This is a genomic window from Dermacoccus sp. PAMC28757 (assembly GCF_014302635.1).
Classification (GTDB): Bacteria; Actinomycetota; Actinomycetes; order Actinomycetales; family Dermatophilaceae; genus Dermacoccus; species Dermacoccus abyssi.
The window spans coordinates 815,836-831,013 of record NZ_CP060292.1; the positions used below are offsets into that span (position 1 = coordinate 815,836).

15 protein-coding genes and 2 pseudogenes are annotated in these 15,178 nt (G+C 69.3%); 8 read left to right on the forward strand and 9 right to left on the reverse strand.

The window, feature by feature from the left end; translation table 11 throughout:
- Positions 1-14: 14 nt before the first annotated feature.
- From H7F30_RS03980 to H7F30_RS03995, 4 genes are all read right to left on the reverse strand, one after another.
- A complete protein-coding gene (locus H7F30_RS03980) occupies positions 15-1,469 on the reverse strand; it encodes a ferric reductase-like transmembrane domain-containing protein (RefSeq protein ID WP_187036867.1) in 1,455 nt (484 codons plus the stop codon).
- A 184-nt stretch (positions 1,470-1,653) separates the two neighbouring features.
- Complete coding sequence (locus H7F30_RS03985; protein ID WP_187036869.1) at positions 1,654-2,385, reverse strand: DsbA family oxidoreductase; 732 nt, start codon at positions 2,383-2,385, stop codon at positions 1,654-1,656.
- Positions 2,386-2,514: 129 nt separating this feature from the next.
- Positions 2,515-3,252 (reverse strand): ABC transporter permease, encoded by a 738-nt coding sequence (locus tag H7F30_RS03990; RefSeq protein ID WP_187036871.1) that lies wholly within the window; start codon positions 3,250-3,252, stop codon positions 2,515-2,517.
- Complete coding sequence (locus H7F30_RS03995; protein ID WP_006945069.1) at positions 3,249-3,986, reverse strand: ABC transporter ATP-binding protein; 738 nt, start codon at positions 3,984-3,986, stop codon at positions 3,249-3,251. Before H7F30_RS03995 ends, H7F30_RS03990 begins: the two co-directional genes overlap by 4 nt.
- 39 nt (positions 3,987-4,025) lie before the next feature.
- Between H7F30_RS03995 and H7F30_RS04000 the strand changes: the two genes are divergently transcribed.
- The 3 genes and pseudogenes from H7F30_RS04000 to H7F30_RS14865 all read left to right on the forward strand — a co-directional run bounded on the left by H7F30_RS04000 (position 4,026) and on the right by H7F30_RS14865 (position 5,299).
- Positions 4,026-4,619: a TetR/AcrR family transcriptional regulator gene (locus H7F30_RS04000; protein ID WP_222617848.1), complete on the forward strand. Its 594-nt coding sequence runs from the start codon at positions 4,026-4,028 to the stop codon at positions 4,617-4,619.
- A 126-nt stretch (positions 4,620-4,745) separates the two neighbouring features.
- Positions 4,746-4,808, forward strand: a pseudogene (locus H7F30_RS14860) (hypothetical protein); the annotation flags it as partial.
- A gap of 20 nt (positions 4,809-4,828) precedes the next feature.
- Complete coding sequence (locus H7F30_RS14865) at positions 4,829-5,299, forward strand: DMT family transporter (RefSeq protein ID WP_006945022.1); 471 nt, start codon at positions 4,829-4,831, stop codon at positions 5,297-5,299.
- 392 nt (positions 5,300-5,691) lie between these two features.
- Here H7F30_RS14865 and H7F30_RS04010 read toward each other — a convergent pair whose 3' ends face one another.
- Genes H7F30_RS04010 through H7F30_RS04020 form a run of 3 tightly spaced genes read right to left on the reverse strand, consistent with a single transcriptional unit; the run spans position 5,692 to position 8,420 of the window.
- On the reverse strand, positions 5,692-6,960 hold the full coding sequence (locus H7F30_RS04010; protein WP_187036873.1) for a hydroxyacid-oxoacid transhydrogenase: 1,269 nt from the start codon (positions 6,958-6,960) through the stop codon (positions 5,692-5,694).
- A gap of 55 nt (positions 6,961-7,015) precedes the next feature.
- Positions 7,016-7,453: a VOC family protein gene (locus H7F30_RS04015; RefSeq protein ID WP_187036875.1), complete on the reverse strand. Its 438-nt coding sequence runs from the start codon at positions 7,451-7,453 to the stop codon at positions 7,016-7,018.
- Positions 7,454-7,484: 31 nt separating this feature from the next.
- Complete coding sequence (locus tag H7F30_RS04020; RefSeq protein WP_187036877.1) at positions 7,485-8,420, reverse strand: hypothetical protein; 936 nt, start codon at positions 8,418-8,420, stop codon at positions 7,485-7,487.
- A 130-nt stretch (positions 8,421-8,550) separates the two neighbouring features.
- On the opposite strand from H7F30_RS04020, the gene H7F30_RS04025 reads away from it, so the two are divergent.
- Both H7F30_RS04025 and H7F30_RS04030 read left to right on the forward strand, forming a co-directional pair.
- Positions 8,551-9,921: a hypothetical protein gene (locus tag H7F30_RS04025; protein WP_187036879.1), complete on the forward strand. Its 1,371-nt coding sequence runs from the start codon at positions 8,551-8,553 to the stop codon at positions 9,919-9,921.
- A gap of 62 nt (positions 9,922-9,983) precedes the next feature.
- Positions 9,984-10,673 (forward strand): HAD family hydrolase, encoded by a 690-nt coding sequence (locus H7F30_RS04030; protein WP_187036881.1) that lies wholly within the window; start codon positions 9,984-9,986, stop codon positions 10,671-10,673.
- 3 nt (positions 10,674-10,676) lie between these two features.
- Here the strand turns inward: H7F30_RS04030 and H7F30_RS04035 are convergent, their stop codons facing one another.
- Entirely contained in the window at positions 10,677-10,919 is a 243-nt protein-coding gene (locus H7F30_RS04035) for a hypothetical protein (protein WP_187036884.1), read from the reverse strand.
- A gap of 175 nt (positions 10,920-11,094) precedes the next feature.
- On the opposite strand from H7F30_RS04035, the pseudogene H7F30_RS04040 reads away from it, so the two are divergent.
- Positions 11,095-12,453: pseudogene (locus tag H7F30_RS04040) on the forward strand (amino acid permease).
- Positions 12,454-12,509: 56 nt separating this feature from the next.
- Positions 12,510-13,034 carry a DUF1697 domain-containing protein gene (locus tag H7F30_RS04045; protein ID WP_187036886.1) on the forward strand — a complete coding sequence of 175 codons (525 nt, stop codon included), beginning with the start codon at positions 12,510-12,512 and terminating at the stop codon, positions 13,032-13,034.
- Here the strand turns inward: H7F30_RS04045 and H7F30_RS04050 are convergent.
- Positions 13,025-14,407 carry a threonine/serine exporter ThrE family protein gene (locus H7F30_RS04050; RefSeq protein WP_187036889.1) on the reverse strand — a complete coding sequence of 461 codons (1,383 nt, stop codon included), beginning with the start codon at positions 14,405-14,407 and terminating at the stop codon, positions 13,025-13,027. The genes H7F30_RS04045 and H7F30_RS04050 overlap by 10 nt on opposite strands.
- 146 nt (positions 14,408-14,553) lie before the next feature.
- Between H7F30_RS04050 and H7F30_RS04055 the strand changes: the two genes are divergently transcribed.
- A complete protein-coding gene (locus tag H7F30_RS04055; protein WP_187036891.1) occupies positions 14,554-15,153 on the forward strand; it encodes a TIGR00730 family Rossman fold protein in 600 nt (199 codons plus the stop codon).
- Positions 15,154-15,178 lie beyond the last annotated feature (25 nt).

The following is a 15,178-nucleotide window of genomic DNA, read 5'->3' on the forward strand; positions in this document are numbered from 1 at the left end:
GGTTCCTCGTCGTGTCAGGAGGTGAAGTGTTCGATGTGGATCTGCTCGCTCGGAACTCCGAGCTCACGAAGGGCGGTTTCGACGCTCGCCATCCACCCGGGCGCGCCGCAGACGTAGACGTCGCGGTCCAGGACATCCGGGCACACGCGCAGGAGGGCGTCGGCGTCGCTGACCTCGGCGTACTGCTGCGGTAGCCAGCTGTCGCGACCGGGCACACGATGGCCGGCGAGCACGAAGTAGGCGGCGCCGCGCATCTGGGCGAGGTGCTCGATCTCGGTGTCGAGCACGAGGTCGGCGTCGTTCCGGTGCCGCTGGACGAGCGTGATGTCGCCGGGGCCGCCGGGCAGCGCTTCGAGCAGGGCCCGCATCGGGGCGATGCCGATGCCCGCGCCGAGCAGGAGGGACTTGCGCTGCGTGGCGGCGCCGGGATGCATGCGCCCGTAGGGGCCCTCGACGAGGACGCGGGTGCCCGGACGCAGCGTGGCGAGACGTTGCGAGCCGTCGCCGATCATGGCGGCGGTGAGGCGCAGTTCCGTCTCGCCGCGGGCGTTGAGACGTGGCGCCGCCGAGAGGGAGTACGGGTTGGCGCGTGACGAGCCGGGTCCGTCAAGGAAGCGCCACTGGAAGAACTGCCCGGCCTGGGCGTGCAGGCGGTGCGCGCCGCGTCCGCTCATCGTGACGCTCACGGTGCCCGGCCTCTCGAGCTCGACGGTCGTCACGCGCAGCCCGGCGCGCTGCGTCCGCACGAGCGGCAGGCCGACGCGGAAGACGATGACGGTGAGGGCGACCACTGCGTACAGCGACCACCAGAACGTCGTCGCCAGCGGGGATGCGAGGAAGTCGCGGCCCGTCCACAGCTGGTGCGGCAGGGCGAGACCGACGCCGAGGTAGGCGTAGAGGTGGATGAGGTGCCAGCTCTCGTAGCGCAGCTTGCGACGGGCGGCCCGGGCGCTGGTCGCGACGACCATGCACAGGGCGACGGTGCCCGCGACGGCGAGCAGCATGCCCGGATCGTTGAGCGTGACGTCGACGATCGTGCCCCACAGCCCCAGCGGGCTGTCCGCTGCGTAGCCGAGCAGGATGAAGCCGATGTGGGCCAGCATGAGGGTGAACGACGAGAAGCCCACGACGCGGTGGATGCGCGTCAGCCTGTCCTGCCCGAAGGCCTGCTCGACGAACGGCACGCGCGCCATGAGGAAGACCTGTAGGAGCAGCAGGTAACTGGCGAGCAACCCGGTGAGTCGGCCGGTCTCCGTGAGGACGCCGGCGGTCGTCGTCACGCCGGTGATGCCGCCGTTCATCACCCACAGGGCGACGACGAAAACCCCCAGCCCCCACGCTGCGCAGATCGAGGCGTCGCGCCACCAGGTGGGGATGGGGCGCGCCGACGCAGGCGTCGCGCTCGGGCGTGCAGCCGAGCGCGAACGGGGCGAGGTTCCTTGGGGCGCCGCGGGAGCAAGAGTGGTCATGCCACTGACTGTGCGCCCCGCACCCACCGTCGGCGTATGCGTCGGCTGTGGCGATCCTGTGAAGGTTTCGCGGCGCTCACGGTCGGTTCCCCGCAGCCGCTTTCCTGTCGGGAAACGACGGACGGCTCCAGCCGCGACGGATCGCCACCATCGCCGCGCGTCATGAGCTACGCGTCAGCGTGGCTCAGACGGAGCAGTGATCGCCCTCGCAGGACGGGCCGTGGTCGTGGTCAGCCTGAGCCGTGACGGCATCATCGCTCGTCGAAGCCGCGGTATCGCCGTGGAGCTCGTTCCACGTCTGTGCGAGAGCCTGCTCGAACAGCTCGACGGGCTGTGCACCCGAGATGGCGTACTTCTCGCCGAGCACGAAGAACGGCACACCGCTGATGCCGAGCGCGCGGGCCTGCTCCTCGTCACCGCGCACGTCGTCGGCGAAGTCGGTGCCCGCGAGCAGCGCTCGCACCTGGTCGGAGGGCAGTTCCAGCTCTTCGCCGAGGCGCTGCAGCTCGGTCGTGTCGCCGACCGCAACGCCCTCGGTGAAGTAAGCGCGCATGAGGCGCTCGTGCGCTTCGGTGGCGCGCCCGTGCTGGGCGGCCAGGTGGACGAGACGGTGAGCGTCGAACGTGTTGCCGAACCTGGCCTCACGCCAGTTGAACTCGAGGCCGACCTCGGCGGCGCGGGCCGCGATGTCCTCCTGGCTGCGCTGCGACTGCTCCGGCGTCATGCCGTACTTTGCGGCGATCTTCTCGACGAGCGTCGTGTCGGGCACGGCCTCGATCGTCGGGTCGAGCTCGTAGGAATGCCAGACGATCTCCACGTCGTCGGCGTGCTCGAACCCGTCGAGCGCGAGCTCGAGGTGGCGCTTGCCGATGTAGCAGAACGGGCAGACGATGTCGCTCCAGATGTCGATCTTCACGCGGGGTGAAACGTCATGAGCGTGAGTTCGATTCCTGGGTTCGACCGCCGGCTCGAGGTGTGAGGTACGGCCCGGTGTGTGAGCCGCGCTGCTCACGCCCCGGGCCGAAGCTCACAGATCGAAATCGGGTCAGGGTGTGCGCCGACGCAGGGTCAGAGCTCCGAGGGCGACGAAGCCGACGACGAAGGCCGCCACGACGCCGATATCGCTCGCGATGTCCCACGTCGCATCGCCTCTGCAGACGGCCGTCATCGCGTCCACGGCGTACGAGAGCGGTAGGACGTCGGAGACGAGTTCGAGCGCTCGCGGCAACTGATCGCGCGCCACGAGAAGCCCACACAGCAACATCTGCGGAATGACGAGGGCGGGCAGGAACTGCACGGCCTGGAACTCGGTGCGCGCGAACGCGCTGACGAAGAGGCCGAGGGCGGTTCCCAGCACGGCGTCGAGCACGGCGATCGCCCCGAGCAGCCAGACACTGCCGGCGATGTCGAGGCCGAGCGCGCCGACACTGAGGGCCACGGCTAGGGCCGCCTGCGCCCAGGCGACGACGCCGAAGGCCAGGGCGTAGCCGAGGATGAGGTCGAGCCGACCCATCGGCATCGCGAGGAGGCGCTCGAGCGTTCCGCTCGTGCGCTCGCGCAGGGTGGTCACCGACGTCACGAGGAACATGACGATGAACGGGAACAGCGCCAGCAGCCCTGGCGCGACGCGATCGAAGACGCCGCTGTCGGAGTCGGCGAAGATCCATGCGAGCAGCGTCATGAGAAGGCAAGGCATGACGAGGAGGAGCGCGAGAGTGCGGTGATCGCGGCGCAGCTGCGTGAGCACGCGTGCCGTGACCGCGAGGGTGACGCGGGGCGTCATCGAACGACCTCCAGGAAGGCGGATTCGACGGTGTCGCAGCCGGTCTCCCACTTGAGGCGTTCCGGCGTCGTGTCGGCGACGAGTGCGCCGTCACGCATGAGCAAGAGCGCGTCGCAGTGCTCCGCCTCATCCATGACGTGACTCGAGACGAGGAGTGTGACGCCGTCGTCCGCGAGTGAGCGGAAGAGGCGCCAGAGCTCCACGCGCAGCACCGGGTCGAGGCCGACCGTCGGTTCGTCGAGGACGAGCAGGGTGGGCGTGGCGAGCAGGGCCACCGCGAGGCTGACGCGGGAGCGTTGGCCGCCGCTCATGTCGCGGACGAGCTGGTCGCCGCGGGCGTCGAGGTCGACGGCGCGCAGAGCTCTCGCGACGGCGTCAGCATCCGCGCCGACGACCGCGGCGAAGAAGCGGAGGTTCTCCGTTGCGGTGAGGTCGGGGTAGACGCTGGCAGCCTGGGTGACGTACCCGATGCGTTGCCGCAGATCGGCCGCCCCTACCGGTTCGCCGAGGACGACGAGGTCACCGTTGACGTTGTCCTGGACGCCGACGACGGCCCGCATGAGCGTCGACTTTCCGCAGCCGGACGGGCCCAGCAGGCCCGTGATGCTGCCGGATGCGATCTCGAAGTCGAGACCGTCGAGGACGGTGCGCCCGCCTCGCTCCACGCGAAGGCCGCGGGCGGTGACGGCTGCGGGGCGGCTTCGGTGCGCCCCTTGGGTTGGATGCTCTCTCATAGCTCTGAGTGTGGGGTGCGGATGGGCGATAATGCGAAGGTGGTCAATTCTCGCCGCGGACGTCCGCCGGGCCGTAGCGATGCGCGTGAGCGCGTGATCGAGGCTGCGAAAACAGTGTTCATGGAAGTTGGTTACGCGCGGGCGTCGTTGCGGATGATCGCGCAGCTGGCCGGTGTTTCGCACTCGCTGGTCAATTACCACTTCGGCTCGAAGCAGGGTCTCTTCGGTGAGGTGATGTCGTTGACCCTCACGCCCTCGCAGGTCCTCGGTGAAGCGCTACGACAGCGGCCGGGTGAAACCCCGGCCATGCTCGCGCGACGGTTCGTGGGCACCGTCGTCACGGTGTGGGACGACGCGCACCTCAGCGACCCCTTCGTCGCGATGCTCCGTGAGGCGATGGCCGAAGAGAGCACGCGGAGCAACGTCGCCGAGTTCATGGAGCGGGAGGTGCTGGCCGTCGTGGCGACCCGCATCGGCGGACCGGATGCCACCGTCCGGGCCGCCGGAGTCGGCATGTGCATCGCGGGGCTCGTCATGGGGCGCTACCTGCTGCGGGTCGGTCCGCTCGCGGCGTTGTCGAAGGAGGAGATCGTGCGCGTGCTGGCGCCAATGGTGGCCGTGCACCTCCGCTGACGTCCGCCGCATCGTGGCGCCTGCCGGGCGCGCTGCCCAGCCGGTGGCACAGTGCCCATGAAGCGTGTTCCGACCTGGGTGCAGTTCGTCGCCCTGGCTTTCGCCTGGGGATCGAGCTTCCTCTTCATGAAGGTCGGATTGGAGGGGCTCTCGCCCGGGCAGGTGGTGCTCGCCCGCCTCGCGAGCGGCGCTGCGGTGCTGCTCGCCATGTGCGCCGTGAGGCGTCAGCCGCTGCCGAGGCGGAGGGCCGGGGCCATCTGCTCGTCGTCGGTCTCCTCCTGTGCGTTGTGCCCTTCCTCCTGTTCGCGTGGGCCGAGCGGCACATCTCCTCGAGCCTCGCGAGCGTCTACAACGCCACGACACCGCTCATGACGATGGCCGTGGCCATGCTCGTGCTGCCCAGCGAACCGCGCACATGTGGCAAGACGCTCGGACTCCTGCTCGGGTCCGTCGGCGTCATCGTGGTCCTCGCACCCTGGAACGGGTTGGGGCACAGCGGTCTTGCCGGCCAGCTGGCCTGCCTCGGCGCTACGGCCTGCTACGGCATGGGCTTCACCTACCTGCGCCGCTTCGTCACGCCGCTCGCCCTGCCGTCGGCCAGCGTCGCTGCGGTGCAGGTCTCGCTGGCCGCCGTCGTCATGCTGGCCCTCACGCCGATCGCCGCAACCGGCGCCACGTGACGTGGCGGGGCGCCGTCAGCATGCTGCTCCTCGGCGGCGTCCGAACGGGCCTGGCCTACCTGTGGAACACCACCATCGTGCGCGAGTGGGGCGCCACGACGGCCTCGACGGTGACCTACGTGACGCCCGTCGTCGGCGTCGTCGGCGGGCGTGCTGCTCCTCGGCGAATCCATGACGTGGACACAGCCTCTCGGCGGAGTCGTCATCGTGCTGGCCATCATGGCGAGCCGGTGGCTGTTGCGCCTGCCCGCGAAGGCGTAGAACACCTCGGTCGTCACTCGCCTCGCCGCTCAGTTACCAACAGGCTGTGCGAGTTCGGTGAGCCTGTGCGAGGTAGGAATCGCACAGGCTCACCGATCTCGCACGGTCGCGGCTAGGGCTTCGTCAGTTCGTCACCAGAGCGTCATCGACTCCCGCAGAACGCGCTCGACGTCGGCCGCCGTGATCTCGGCCGGCGCCGTGGCGAGCAGGCGCTGCTGCTTCATCGTGCCCTCGACGAGCTTGGCCACGTCGTTTTCCGAGTAACCCACGGCCGCGAGGCCGTTGGGGAAGCCGATGTCGCGCATGAGCCGACGCAGGGCATCCGGCAGCGCGTCGCGGCCGAGGTCGCGTGTGGATGTGTCCGGTTCGAGCAGCGCCGCCATCTCGTGGTGCCGCTCCGGGTTCGCGGGGTAGAGCAGTGCGAAGGCCGCCGGCGCCGTCAGCGCCACGGCCATGCCGTGCGGCACCATCGCGTGGTCGGCGTCGTACCCGTCAGGCCGGAAGTCGCGCACCATGCCAGCGATCGGATAGGCGTTCGCGTGCGGCAGGTGCACGCCCGCGTTGCCGAAACCCATGCCCGCGAACGTCGCCGCGAGCGCCATGGCCCCGCGCGCCTCGGCGTCGTGGCCGCTCTCGACGGCGGTGCGAAACGAGCCGGCGAGCAGACGTACGGCCTCGCGCGACCACATGTCGCTGATCGGGTTGGCGCCGCAGTACGGCACCCGCTCCTCGGCCTTCTTGCGGGCGAACTCGGTGTACGGCTTCGCTGTGTAGCTCTCGAGCGCGTGGCACAGGATGTCCATGCCCGACGCCGCAGTGACGCCGGCCGGCTGGCTGATCGTGAGGTCGGGGTCGATGACGGCCATGCGCGGGCGCAGCGCCGGGTGGCTGATGCCGGTCTTGACGTTCTGTTCGAGGACGTCGAGCACGCAGATCGTCGTCGACTCGCTGCCCGTGCCCGTCGTCGTCGGCACCGCGATGAGCGGCACGAGGGGCCTCGTCGGGTTCGCGCCACCGCCGACGGGCGCGTTGACGTAGTCCATCAGTTCGCCGTCGTTCGTCGTCATGAGGTTGATGGCCTTGGCGGTGTCGATGCTCGACCCGCCTCCGACAGCGACGATGACGTCCCACGGTCCGTGCTCGCGCGCCCACGCGGCGGCCTCCTCGAGGGAGGCGTCCGTCGGTTCGACGTGCGAGTCGGTGAAGACGTCGACCCGCACGCCCGCACCCTCAAGGGCCTCGACGACCGGGGTGACGATGCCCGCGGCCGCGACGCCGGGGTCGCTCACGACGGCGGCGGTCCGAGCGCCCAGCGTCGTCGCGTCGTGGCCGAGTTCGGTGACGGCTCCGGTGCCGTACTTCAGTTGCGGGCTGCCGTAGGTGAAGATCGTCTCGCTCATGGCACCGACGCTACGCGCGAGGCGAGCGCGTACACGGGTATCGGACCCCGGAAATTCAGCGCTTCGTCAGGTCCTCGGCCAACATGACGAGGATGCCGCTCGGCCCGCGCACGTAGGTGAGCGCGAAGACGTCCTGGTAGTTCGCGACGCCACGCAGCAGGTGGCAGCCGTGCCGCGCGGCGACGGCGAGCGCTTCGTCGAGGTCGTCGACGCGGAACGCCACACGGTGCATCCCGTTCTCGTGCGGCAGCGTCGGCTCGGTCGCGATCGCGTCGGGGTGGAGGTACTCGAACAGTTCGATGCGCCCCGAGCCGTCCGGCACCTCGAGCAGGGCGATCTTGGCGTGGTTGCCGTCGAGGCCGACTGCGGTGTCGGCCCATTCGCCGCTGACCTCGCCACGCCCGACGACGTTCAGGCCGAGGTCGGTGAAGAAGGCGACGGCGGCGTCGAGGTCGTCGACGGCAATGCCGACGTTGTCCAGGGTGATGGCCATGACCGACACGCTACCGAGGGGCGGCTGTTCCTCACGGTTCCTCGGGTGGACGCTCGTCGCCTGCTCGGGTCGAGCCGGTGCGCTGTGCGGCACCAGGCATGTCGCCTAGGCGCTCGCGGCGTCGGGCCTGGCGGGCCACCCGCGCTTGCGCTCGCTCGAGCGGCAGTTCCTGACGACGCACGCGCACCGCCTTCATCTGCTCCCGCACCGCCTCGCGCATCTGCTCGCGCGGGTAGGGGCGGCCGCCGATGATGTCACGGATGGCGTTCCAGCGCGCGTCGTACGTCGCGTCGAACCGGCGCTCGGCCCGTCGCGCGAGCCATCCGTCCTCCTTGTAGCGCCGCCGTGCCCACCATGACCCCGGCTTCGCCACGCGCACGGCGCCGATGATCCCGACGAGCGGCACGAAGACGCCGACGAGACCGGTGGGCAGCTTGCCCTTGAGAATCGTCACGACGACGAAACCGAGGTTGACGATGCCGAGCGCCGACAGCAGTGCGCCGGGCAGATCGTTGCCGGTGGGCACGACGTCGAGCGGGTTGGCGCCGATGACGAGCGCGGCCGTGATCGTCACCGCCACGATGAGCGCCGTCACCGACTGACGCCCCTCCTCCTGCCAGTACACGTCGTCGAGGTGGAGCCACATGGCGAACTCGTCGAGCGTGAGCGCCGCGCCCATCCCGAACAGGGCCGCGAGGACGTTGAGCGCGAGCCCCCGCTCGGGCAGGTAGGTGATGAGCAGCAGACCGCTGAAGAGCACCATGAGGATGCCCCACACCTGGTGGTGCACGTGGATGCCGGCGACGACGATGTTGCGGATGAGCCCGGGTTCGGCGTTCTCCTTGAGGTATGCCTCGGCGCGGTCGGCCTTGTGGCGGATGTAGCGCGTCGTCGTGCGGGTGGCCGCCGTCGTGAAGACGAACGCGATGAGCAGCCACAGGACGGCGTGGCGGCTCGGGTCGATCATGCTGCCATCGTAGGTCGGGGGCGAGTTGTGGCCCGCTGCGGCGGGTGTGGGCCGAACCGCTCCGTAGCGGGGGCGGGGCGAATATTCTCGCGGCATCGGACCGACCGAGCACCACCGACGGGGGAGCGTCATGAGCGACAACGACTGGACCAAGCGCGAGCAGGGCACGCCCGGGCAGGAGGACGACGCGACGCGTCAGTGGGGTGCCTCGCCGGCTCAGGGGAGCAACAACGCCGAGGCCCCGCACGACTCGTCCGAAGAGCGCACCCGCGCGTTCACCGCCCCCAACGAGTCAGGCGCCCAGAACACCGGCGCGACGGGACAGAACGACTCCTCGGAGGACCGCACGCGGGCCTTCACCGCTCCCAACGAGTCGGGCACCCAGAATGCCGGTGACCAGGCTCAGTACGGTTCGGCTCCCGCGGCGGGTGGCCAGAACGGGCAGCAGCAGGGTGGACAGTACGGCCAGTCTCCCTACGGCGCCAACGCTCAGGGCCAGCAGTACGGGCAGAACAACTCGTCGATCGGTCAGGGCTTCTCGAACGGACAGAACCAGTACGGCTCGCCCCAGTACGGCTCGGCGCCCCAAGGCGATGCGGGCTACGGCTCGTCGAGCCCGCAGAGCAACCAGAACCGGTACGACTCCGCCCCGCCGTCGAGTGGTCAGTACGGTCAGAACTCCTACGGTTCGACGCCGCAGGGTGGCCAGTACGGTCAGCCCAACCAGACCGAGAACGCGCAGTACGGCCAGAACCCCCAGGGTGCGAACTCGTCGATCGGCCAGGGCTTCTCGACCCATCAGAACCAGTACGACTCCGCCCCGCAGGGCGGCGGTCAGTACGGCCAGAATCAGTACGACTCAGCGCCCCAGGGCGGTGCGGGGTACGGCTCGTCGAGCCCGCAGGGAAACCAGAACCAGTACAACTCGTCCCCGCAGGGCGGGCAGTACGGCCAGAACCAGTACGGCTTCCCGGGTCAGAGCGGGCAGGGCCCCCAGAACGGTCAGCCTGGCCACAACGGACAGTACGGCCAGAACAACGCCTGGCGGGGCGGTGACGCGAACAACGCGAACAGCCCGTTCGGTGCCGGTGGCCAGGGTGCTGCCGCAGCCCTGCAGGTGAAGAACCCGGACGGGTCGCTGCGCATCGGGCGCGTCGGCTTGCTCGCCTCCCTCGCGGCGCAGTTCTTCGTCATCATCGGATGCCTCGGCCCGTGGGCCAGCGTGTGGGGCAGCTCGGTCTCGGGCATGAACGGTGACGGCGTCATCGTCCTGCTGCTGTCGCTCGCCATCATCGGCCTCGGTGTCGCGCACTTGCTCGGCAAGGTTCCGGCGAAGTTCCTGTGGGGCATCGTGGTCGCCGCGGCGATCTCCTTCATCGTCGGGCTCGTCGACTACGGCGATATCCGTGACGTCGCGTCGGTGGGCTGGGGCCTCGTGTTCGTCATCTTCTTCTCGCTCGTCTCCGGTGGCGCCGCGGCCCTCGCGGCTCTGCGCGACTGACGCCGTCACCCCTTCGGGCGTCCTGCCTTGCCGGGCGACCCGAAGGGCGGTTGGCTGATCGCATGAGTACGCACGATGAGGCCGCGGAGGCCATCGACACCGTCCTGTTCGACGTCGACGGCACGCTGATCGATTCCACCTACCACCACGCCGTCGCGTGGTCGCGCGCCTTCGCGCAGCACGACCTCCACCCGCCGATGTGGCGCATCCACCGCGCCGTGGGCATGGGCGGCGACCAGCTGGTGCCGAGCGTCGTCGGCGACGACGTCGAGGAGCGCCTCGGCGACGAACTGCGCACCGCGTGGGAGGGCGAGTACCGCCAGATGCTGCCCGACGTGCGGGCCTTCGACGGCGCGGCCGAAGCCGTGCGGGCCGTGCAGGAGAAGGGCTACAAGGTGGCGCTCGCGAGCTCGGGTAAGAGTGAGTTCACGGACGCCGCGCTCGAGAAGCTCGGGCTCACGCGGGACGACGTCGACGCCGTCACCTCCTCCGACGACGCGGACAACAGCAAACCGGAGCCGGACATCCTCGTCGCGGCACTCGAGGAGGCCGGTGGCCGACGCGGTGTGCTCGTCGGTGACGCCACCTGGGACGCCGAATCGGCCGGTCGCGTGCCGCAGCCGGGCATGCTCTGCGTCGCCGTCCGCACCGGCGGTTTCTCCGCCGCAGAGCTGAAGGACGCGGGCGCGGTGGCCGTGTACGACGCCGTCACCGACCTGCGCGACGGTGCGTGGATCGACGAACTCGCCTGAGGCTCACGGGTTGTCTCCGGTGCGTGGCATGGTGTGATGCATGGCCGACCTCACCGAACCCTGCCCCAACTGCGGAACGATGATGCGCTGGGAAACCTCCCACGAACGCTGCGACGGCTGCGGCTGGATCCGCCCGTGCTGCGAGGGCGCCCCCTGCCCGAGCTGATGCCGCACGCCGTCACGACGTGAGCCGATCGTGGCGTTCGAGTGGTGTTCACCGCCGCTGAGGAGGAAGGTGGACGCCATGTCGACTCACGAAGGCGGCGACGAACGCAGTTCGTCACCGAGTCCAGAGCAGCAGAACGACACCCGCCACGACGAGCCGGTGCGCACGTGTGCGTCGCCCCCGGAGGGGCCCGCGACGAGCACCGAGCCGGGCGCCGACCACCTCGAATCCGGCCTCAAGCCGCGTCACGTCACGATGATCTCCATCGCCGGCGTCATCGGCGCGGGCCTGTTCGTCGGGTCGGCGAACGCGATCAAACTGGCCGGGCCCGCCACCATCATCAGCTACGCGGCTGCAGGTCTCGTCGTCGTCCTCGTCATGCGGATGCTGGGCGAGATGGCCACGGTCAACCCCGACACCGGGTCGTTCAGCGTCTACGCCGACCGCGCGCTCGGCAAGTGGGCGGGCTTCTCCATCGGATGGCTCTACTGGTGGGCCTGGGCGCTCATCATCCCCGTCGAGGCAACGGCCGGGGCGACGATCCTGACGAACTGGATCGACTGGCCACAGTGGGTCTTCGCCTTCCTCATCACGGCGATCCTCACGGCCACCAACCTCGTGAGCGTCGGCAACTACGGCGAGTTCGAGTTCTGGTTCGCCCTCGTCAAGGTCGTCGTCATCATCGCGTTCATCGCCGTCGGTGTGCTCGCCATCCTCGGTCTGCTCCCGACGAGCGATGTCTCGGGCGTTCACGGCCTCACCGCCCACGGTTTCTTCGGTGACGGCCTCGGCGGCATCTTCGCCGCCATGCTCACGACGACCACCACCTACCTCGGCACGGAGATCGTGACGATCGCCGCGGCCGAGTCGAAGAACCCCGTCAGCGGCATTCGCCGCGCGGTCAACAGCGTCATCTGGCGCATCTCGATCTTCTACCTGGGCTCGATCTTCGTCGTCGTGGCTCTCGTCAACTGGCGCAGCCCGCAGCTCGCGGAGGTCGGTTCGTACCAGTTCACCCTCGAGACGATCGGCCTAGGGCAACTGACGACGGTCCTCGACCTCGCGATCCTCACCGCCGTCGCGAGCTGCCTCAACTCAGCGCTCTACACTGCGAGCCGCATGGCGTTCAGCCTCGGCCAACGCGGTGACGCTCCCGGCGCTTTCGGACGGACGAACAGCTGAGGCGTTCCTGTCGCGGCGATCCTCGCGAGCGTCGTCGTCGGCTTCGTCTGCGTCGGACTCAACTACGTCCTGCCGGACAAGATCTTCGGCTACCTCTTGTCGACGGCCGGCTGCGCGGCGCTCTTCGTGTACCTGTGCATCTCGTTCACGCAGCTGCGCTCGCGCCGTGCGATGGATGCCGCCGGCGTGGCCGTCCGGGTTCGCATGTGGCTCTTTCCGGGCCTCACGTATGCGACGATCGCGTTCATCGTCCTCGTGCTCGTCATGATGGCGTTCGACTCGGAGCAGAGCCAGAACCTGTGGTTCAGCCTCGCCGTGGCCGCCGTCGTCCTCGTGGCGTCGTTCGTGCGTCACGGGTTCAGCGGCGGTAGCGACCGCGAGATCGTCGAGGCCGCCGAGGAGGGCATCGCCGAGACCTCCGATTCGGTCTGACGACTGACACCGACACCGCGACCCCACAAACTCGTGGGACGCGGCAGACTCGACCCATGAGCACCTACGTCATGTTCCTGCGCGGTATCAACGTCGGCGGCATTCGCGTGCCGATGCCCGAGTTGCGGAAGGTGCTCGCCGACGCGGGGTGCCGCGACGTGACGACGTGGCTCGCCACGGGCAACGTCCGCCTCGACTTCGACGGCAGTGCCGAGGAGCTCAAGCAGGTGGCCGAGCGGGCCATCGGGGACGCGTTCGACTACGAGGCGTACGTGCTCGTGCGTGACGCCGAGTCGCTGCGCGAGCTCGTCGAGAGCTGGCCGTTCACGCCCGACGAGGCCCACCACCGCTACATCGTGCTGGGCGGTGGCAGTGCCTTCGAGGCAGCCCAGGCTGCGATCGATGCGGCGCCCACCGACGAGCACGTCGCGGCGTTCGGGGAAGACCTCTACTGGCGTTGTCTCAAGGGCTCGACGACCTCGACGCCCGTGGCGAAGCTGCTCGCGAAGCGGGAGTACAAGGCGACGACGACCACGCGCAACCTCAACACCCTCGAGAAGATGGTGCCCGATCAGGCCTGACGGTGGAAGGGGCGTCGGAAGTCGGGAGTCGTCAGGCCCTGCGCCTCGAACTCGGCCTCGGCGATCGACGTGCCGTCACGCTTCGCGAGGTGGTTGACCTGCGCTCTGCGCGCCTGCCACAGCACACGACTCGAGACGAACTGCCCCAGCACGGCGCCGGCGCCGATGGCGATGGACGTGGCAAGGCCCTCGAAGAGATGGGCCGCCGCACTGGCATCGTGGTTCACGAACCCGGCCAGAGCCTGGTAGAAGGCCATTCCCGGCACGAGGGGGATGACGGCGATGTCGAGGGCCCCCGAGGCAGGCCAGTTCATGGGGCGAGCGAGGAGGACCGTGAGGATGCCGAGCACAGTAGCGGCGGCGGCCGTAGAACTCATGCCCGAGACACCCGAGCGATCGGACACGGTGTAGACGAGGTGCCCGAGGGCGCCGAGGAGGGAGAACAGAATGATGCTGCGCGGCCCCGCCTGGCAGTACACGGCGTAGCCGGCGGCGATGAGGACGGCAGCGACCGACGTCTGGGAGAGATCCAACGCCGGCTGCACGGCGGTCAGTTCGAGCGATTGTCCCGCCTTCTCGGCAAGGGTGAGGCCACCCATCGTCCCGACGACGAGTCCCGTGGTGAGCAGGGCGGCTTCGATGAGTCGGCCACATGCGGTCAGGAGCCAGCCGGTGAGGAGATCCTGCACGGCGCTCACGGAAGCGCTGCCGACAAGTTGCGTGACGATGGACGCCGTGATGACGACACCGGGCTGCGTGAGCGGTGTCAAGGCGAGCGCGAGGCTGGCTGCACCGACGGCGAGGACGCTGCTCAGCACACGCGCGTAGAACGGGGGGAGCATGATGCGGCTCGCACCGGTCGAGAGGAACTCGGTGAGCACCGCCGTCGCGGCCGCCACGATCGCAGCGGCGAGATCCGCCCCGAGCAACCACGCGAACCCCATCGCCATGAGGAAGGCCCCCATCAACCGGAGGGTCAGACGAGAGCGACCGTGGTCGATGATGAAGTTGAGCTTCTCGAACGCTTCCAGAACACCGACGCGCCCCGTCACCGTCTCCCCCACGAGGTCCTCGATGGCCGTCAACGTGGGGATGTCGAGTTCGACGGATCCCACGTTCTTGACGAGGGTCACCGGTTGCAGTGTCTCGGACGGTACGTAGCCCAGCGTGATCTGCCCCATCGTCACGTTGACCGTGCAGTCGGGGTAACCGTTGGTGCGCGCCAGTGCGAGGAGGGCCCGTGTGACGACCTCCGAGGACGCGCCATTGCGCAGGAGTGACTCCCCGATCCGCAGAGCGAAGGAGAAGAGGTCGTCAGCGCTCGCCGTCGCTGAACTGCGCGCTGTGCGCTCGGGAGGGCTGGAACTGGGCAAGGATGTCACCGTCTCGACGAAGGTTGGGTCGGCCGGGGTGCCGTGGCATGCCGCGGCACTGGAGTCGTGGTTGCCGACCTCATCGCAAGGGTAGGGCCACGACGCAGCATCGGGCCGTGTCGGACCGGCCCGTTAGGGTGTGCCGCATGCCGACGTCATCCCAGTCACCGCTTCGCAGCGTCGCCGTCTTCTGCGGCTCCACGCCGGGCAAGAATCCCGGCCTCATGGACGCCGCCTACGAGGCGGGGCGCGTCATCGCCGAGCGTGGCCTCGTGCTCGTCTACGGCGCGGGCGGCGGGGGTCTCATGGGCGCGGTGAGCCAGGGTGCCCTCGACGCCGGCGGCGAGGTCGTCGGTTTCATCCCGACGCTCATGGTCGAGCGCGAGTGGGGTCGCAGCGACCTCACGGAGTTCCACGTGGTCGACACGATGCACACCCGCAAGGCAGGCATGGCCGAGCGGGCCGACGCCTTCCTCGCCCTGCCCGGCGGCCTCGGCACGCTCGAGGAGATCTTCGAGGTGTGGACCTGGCGCACCATCGGTTACCACTCGAAGCCCGTCGGCTTCCTCGACGTCGACGGTTTCTGGCGGCCGCTGCTCGACGCGCTGCGGGGCATCAGTGACGCAGGGTTCGTGCGCGGCAGCGTCATCGACGACGCCGTCGTCGAGCCGACCATCGAGCGGGCCCTCGACGCCCTCGCCGCGCGATGCACGGTGACCGGCCAAGAACTGCGCCCCGGTTTCTGAGCACGGTCGCCTCAAGGAGGGGTCT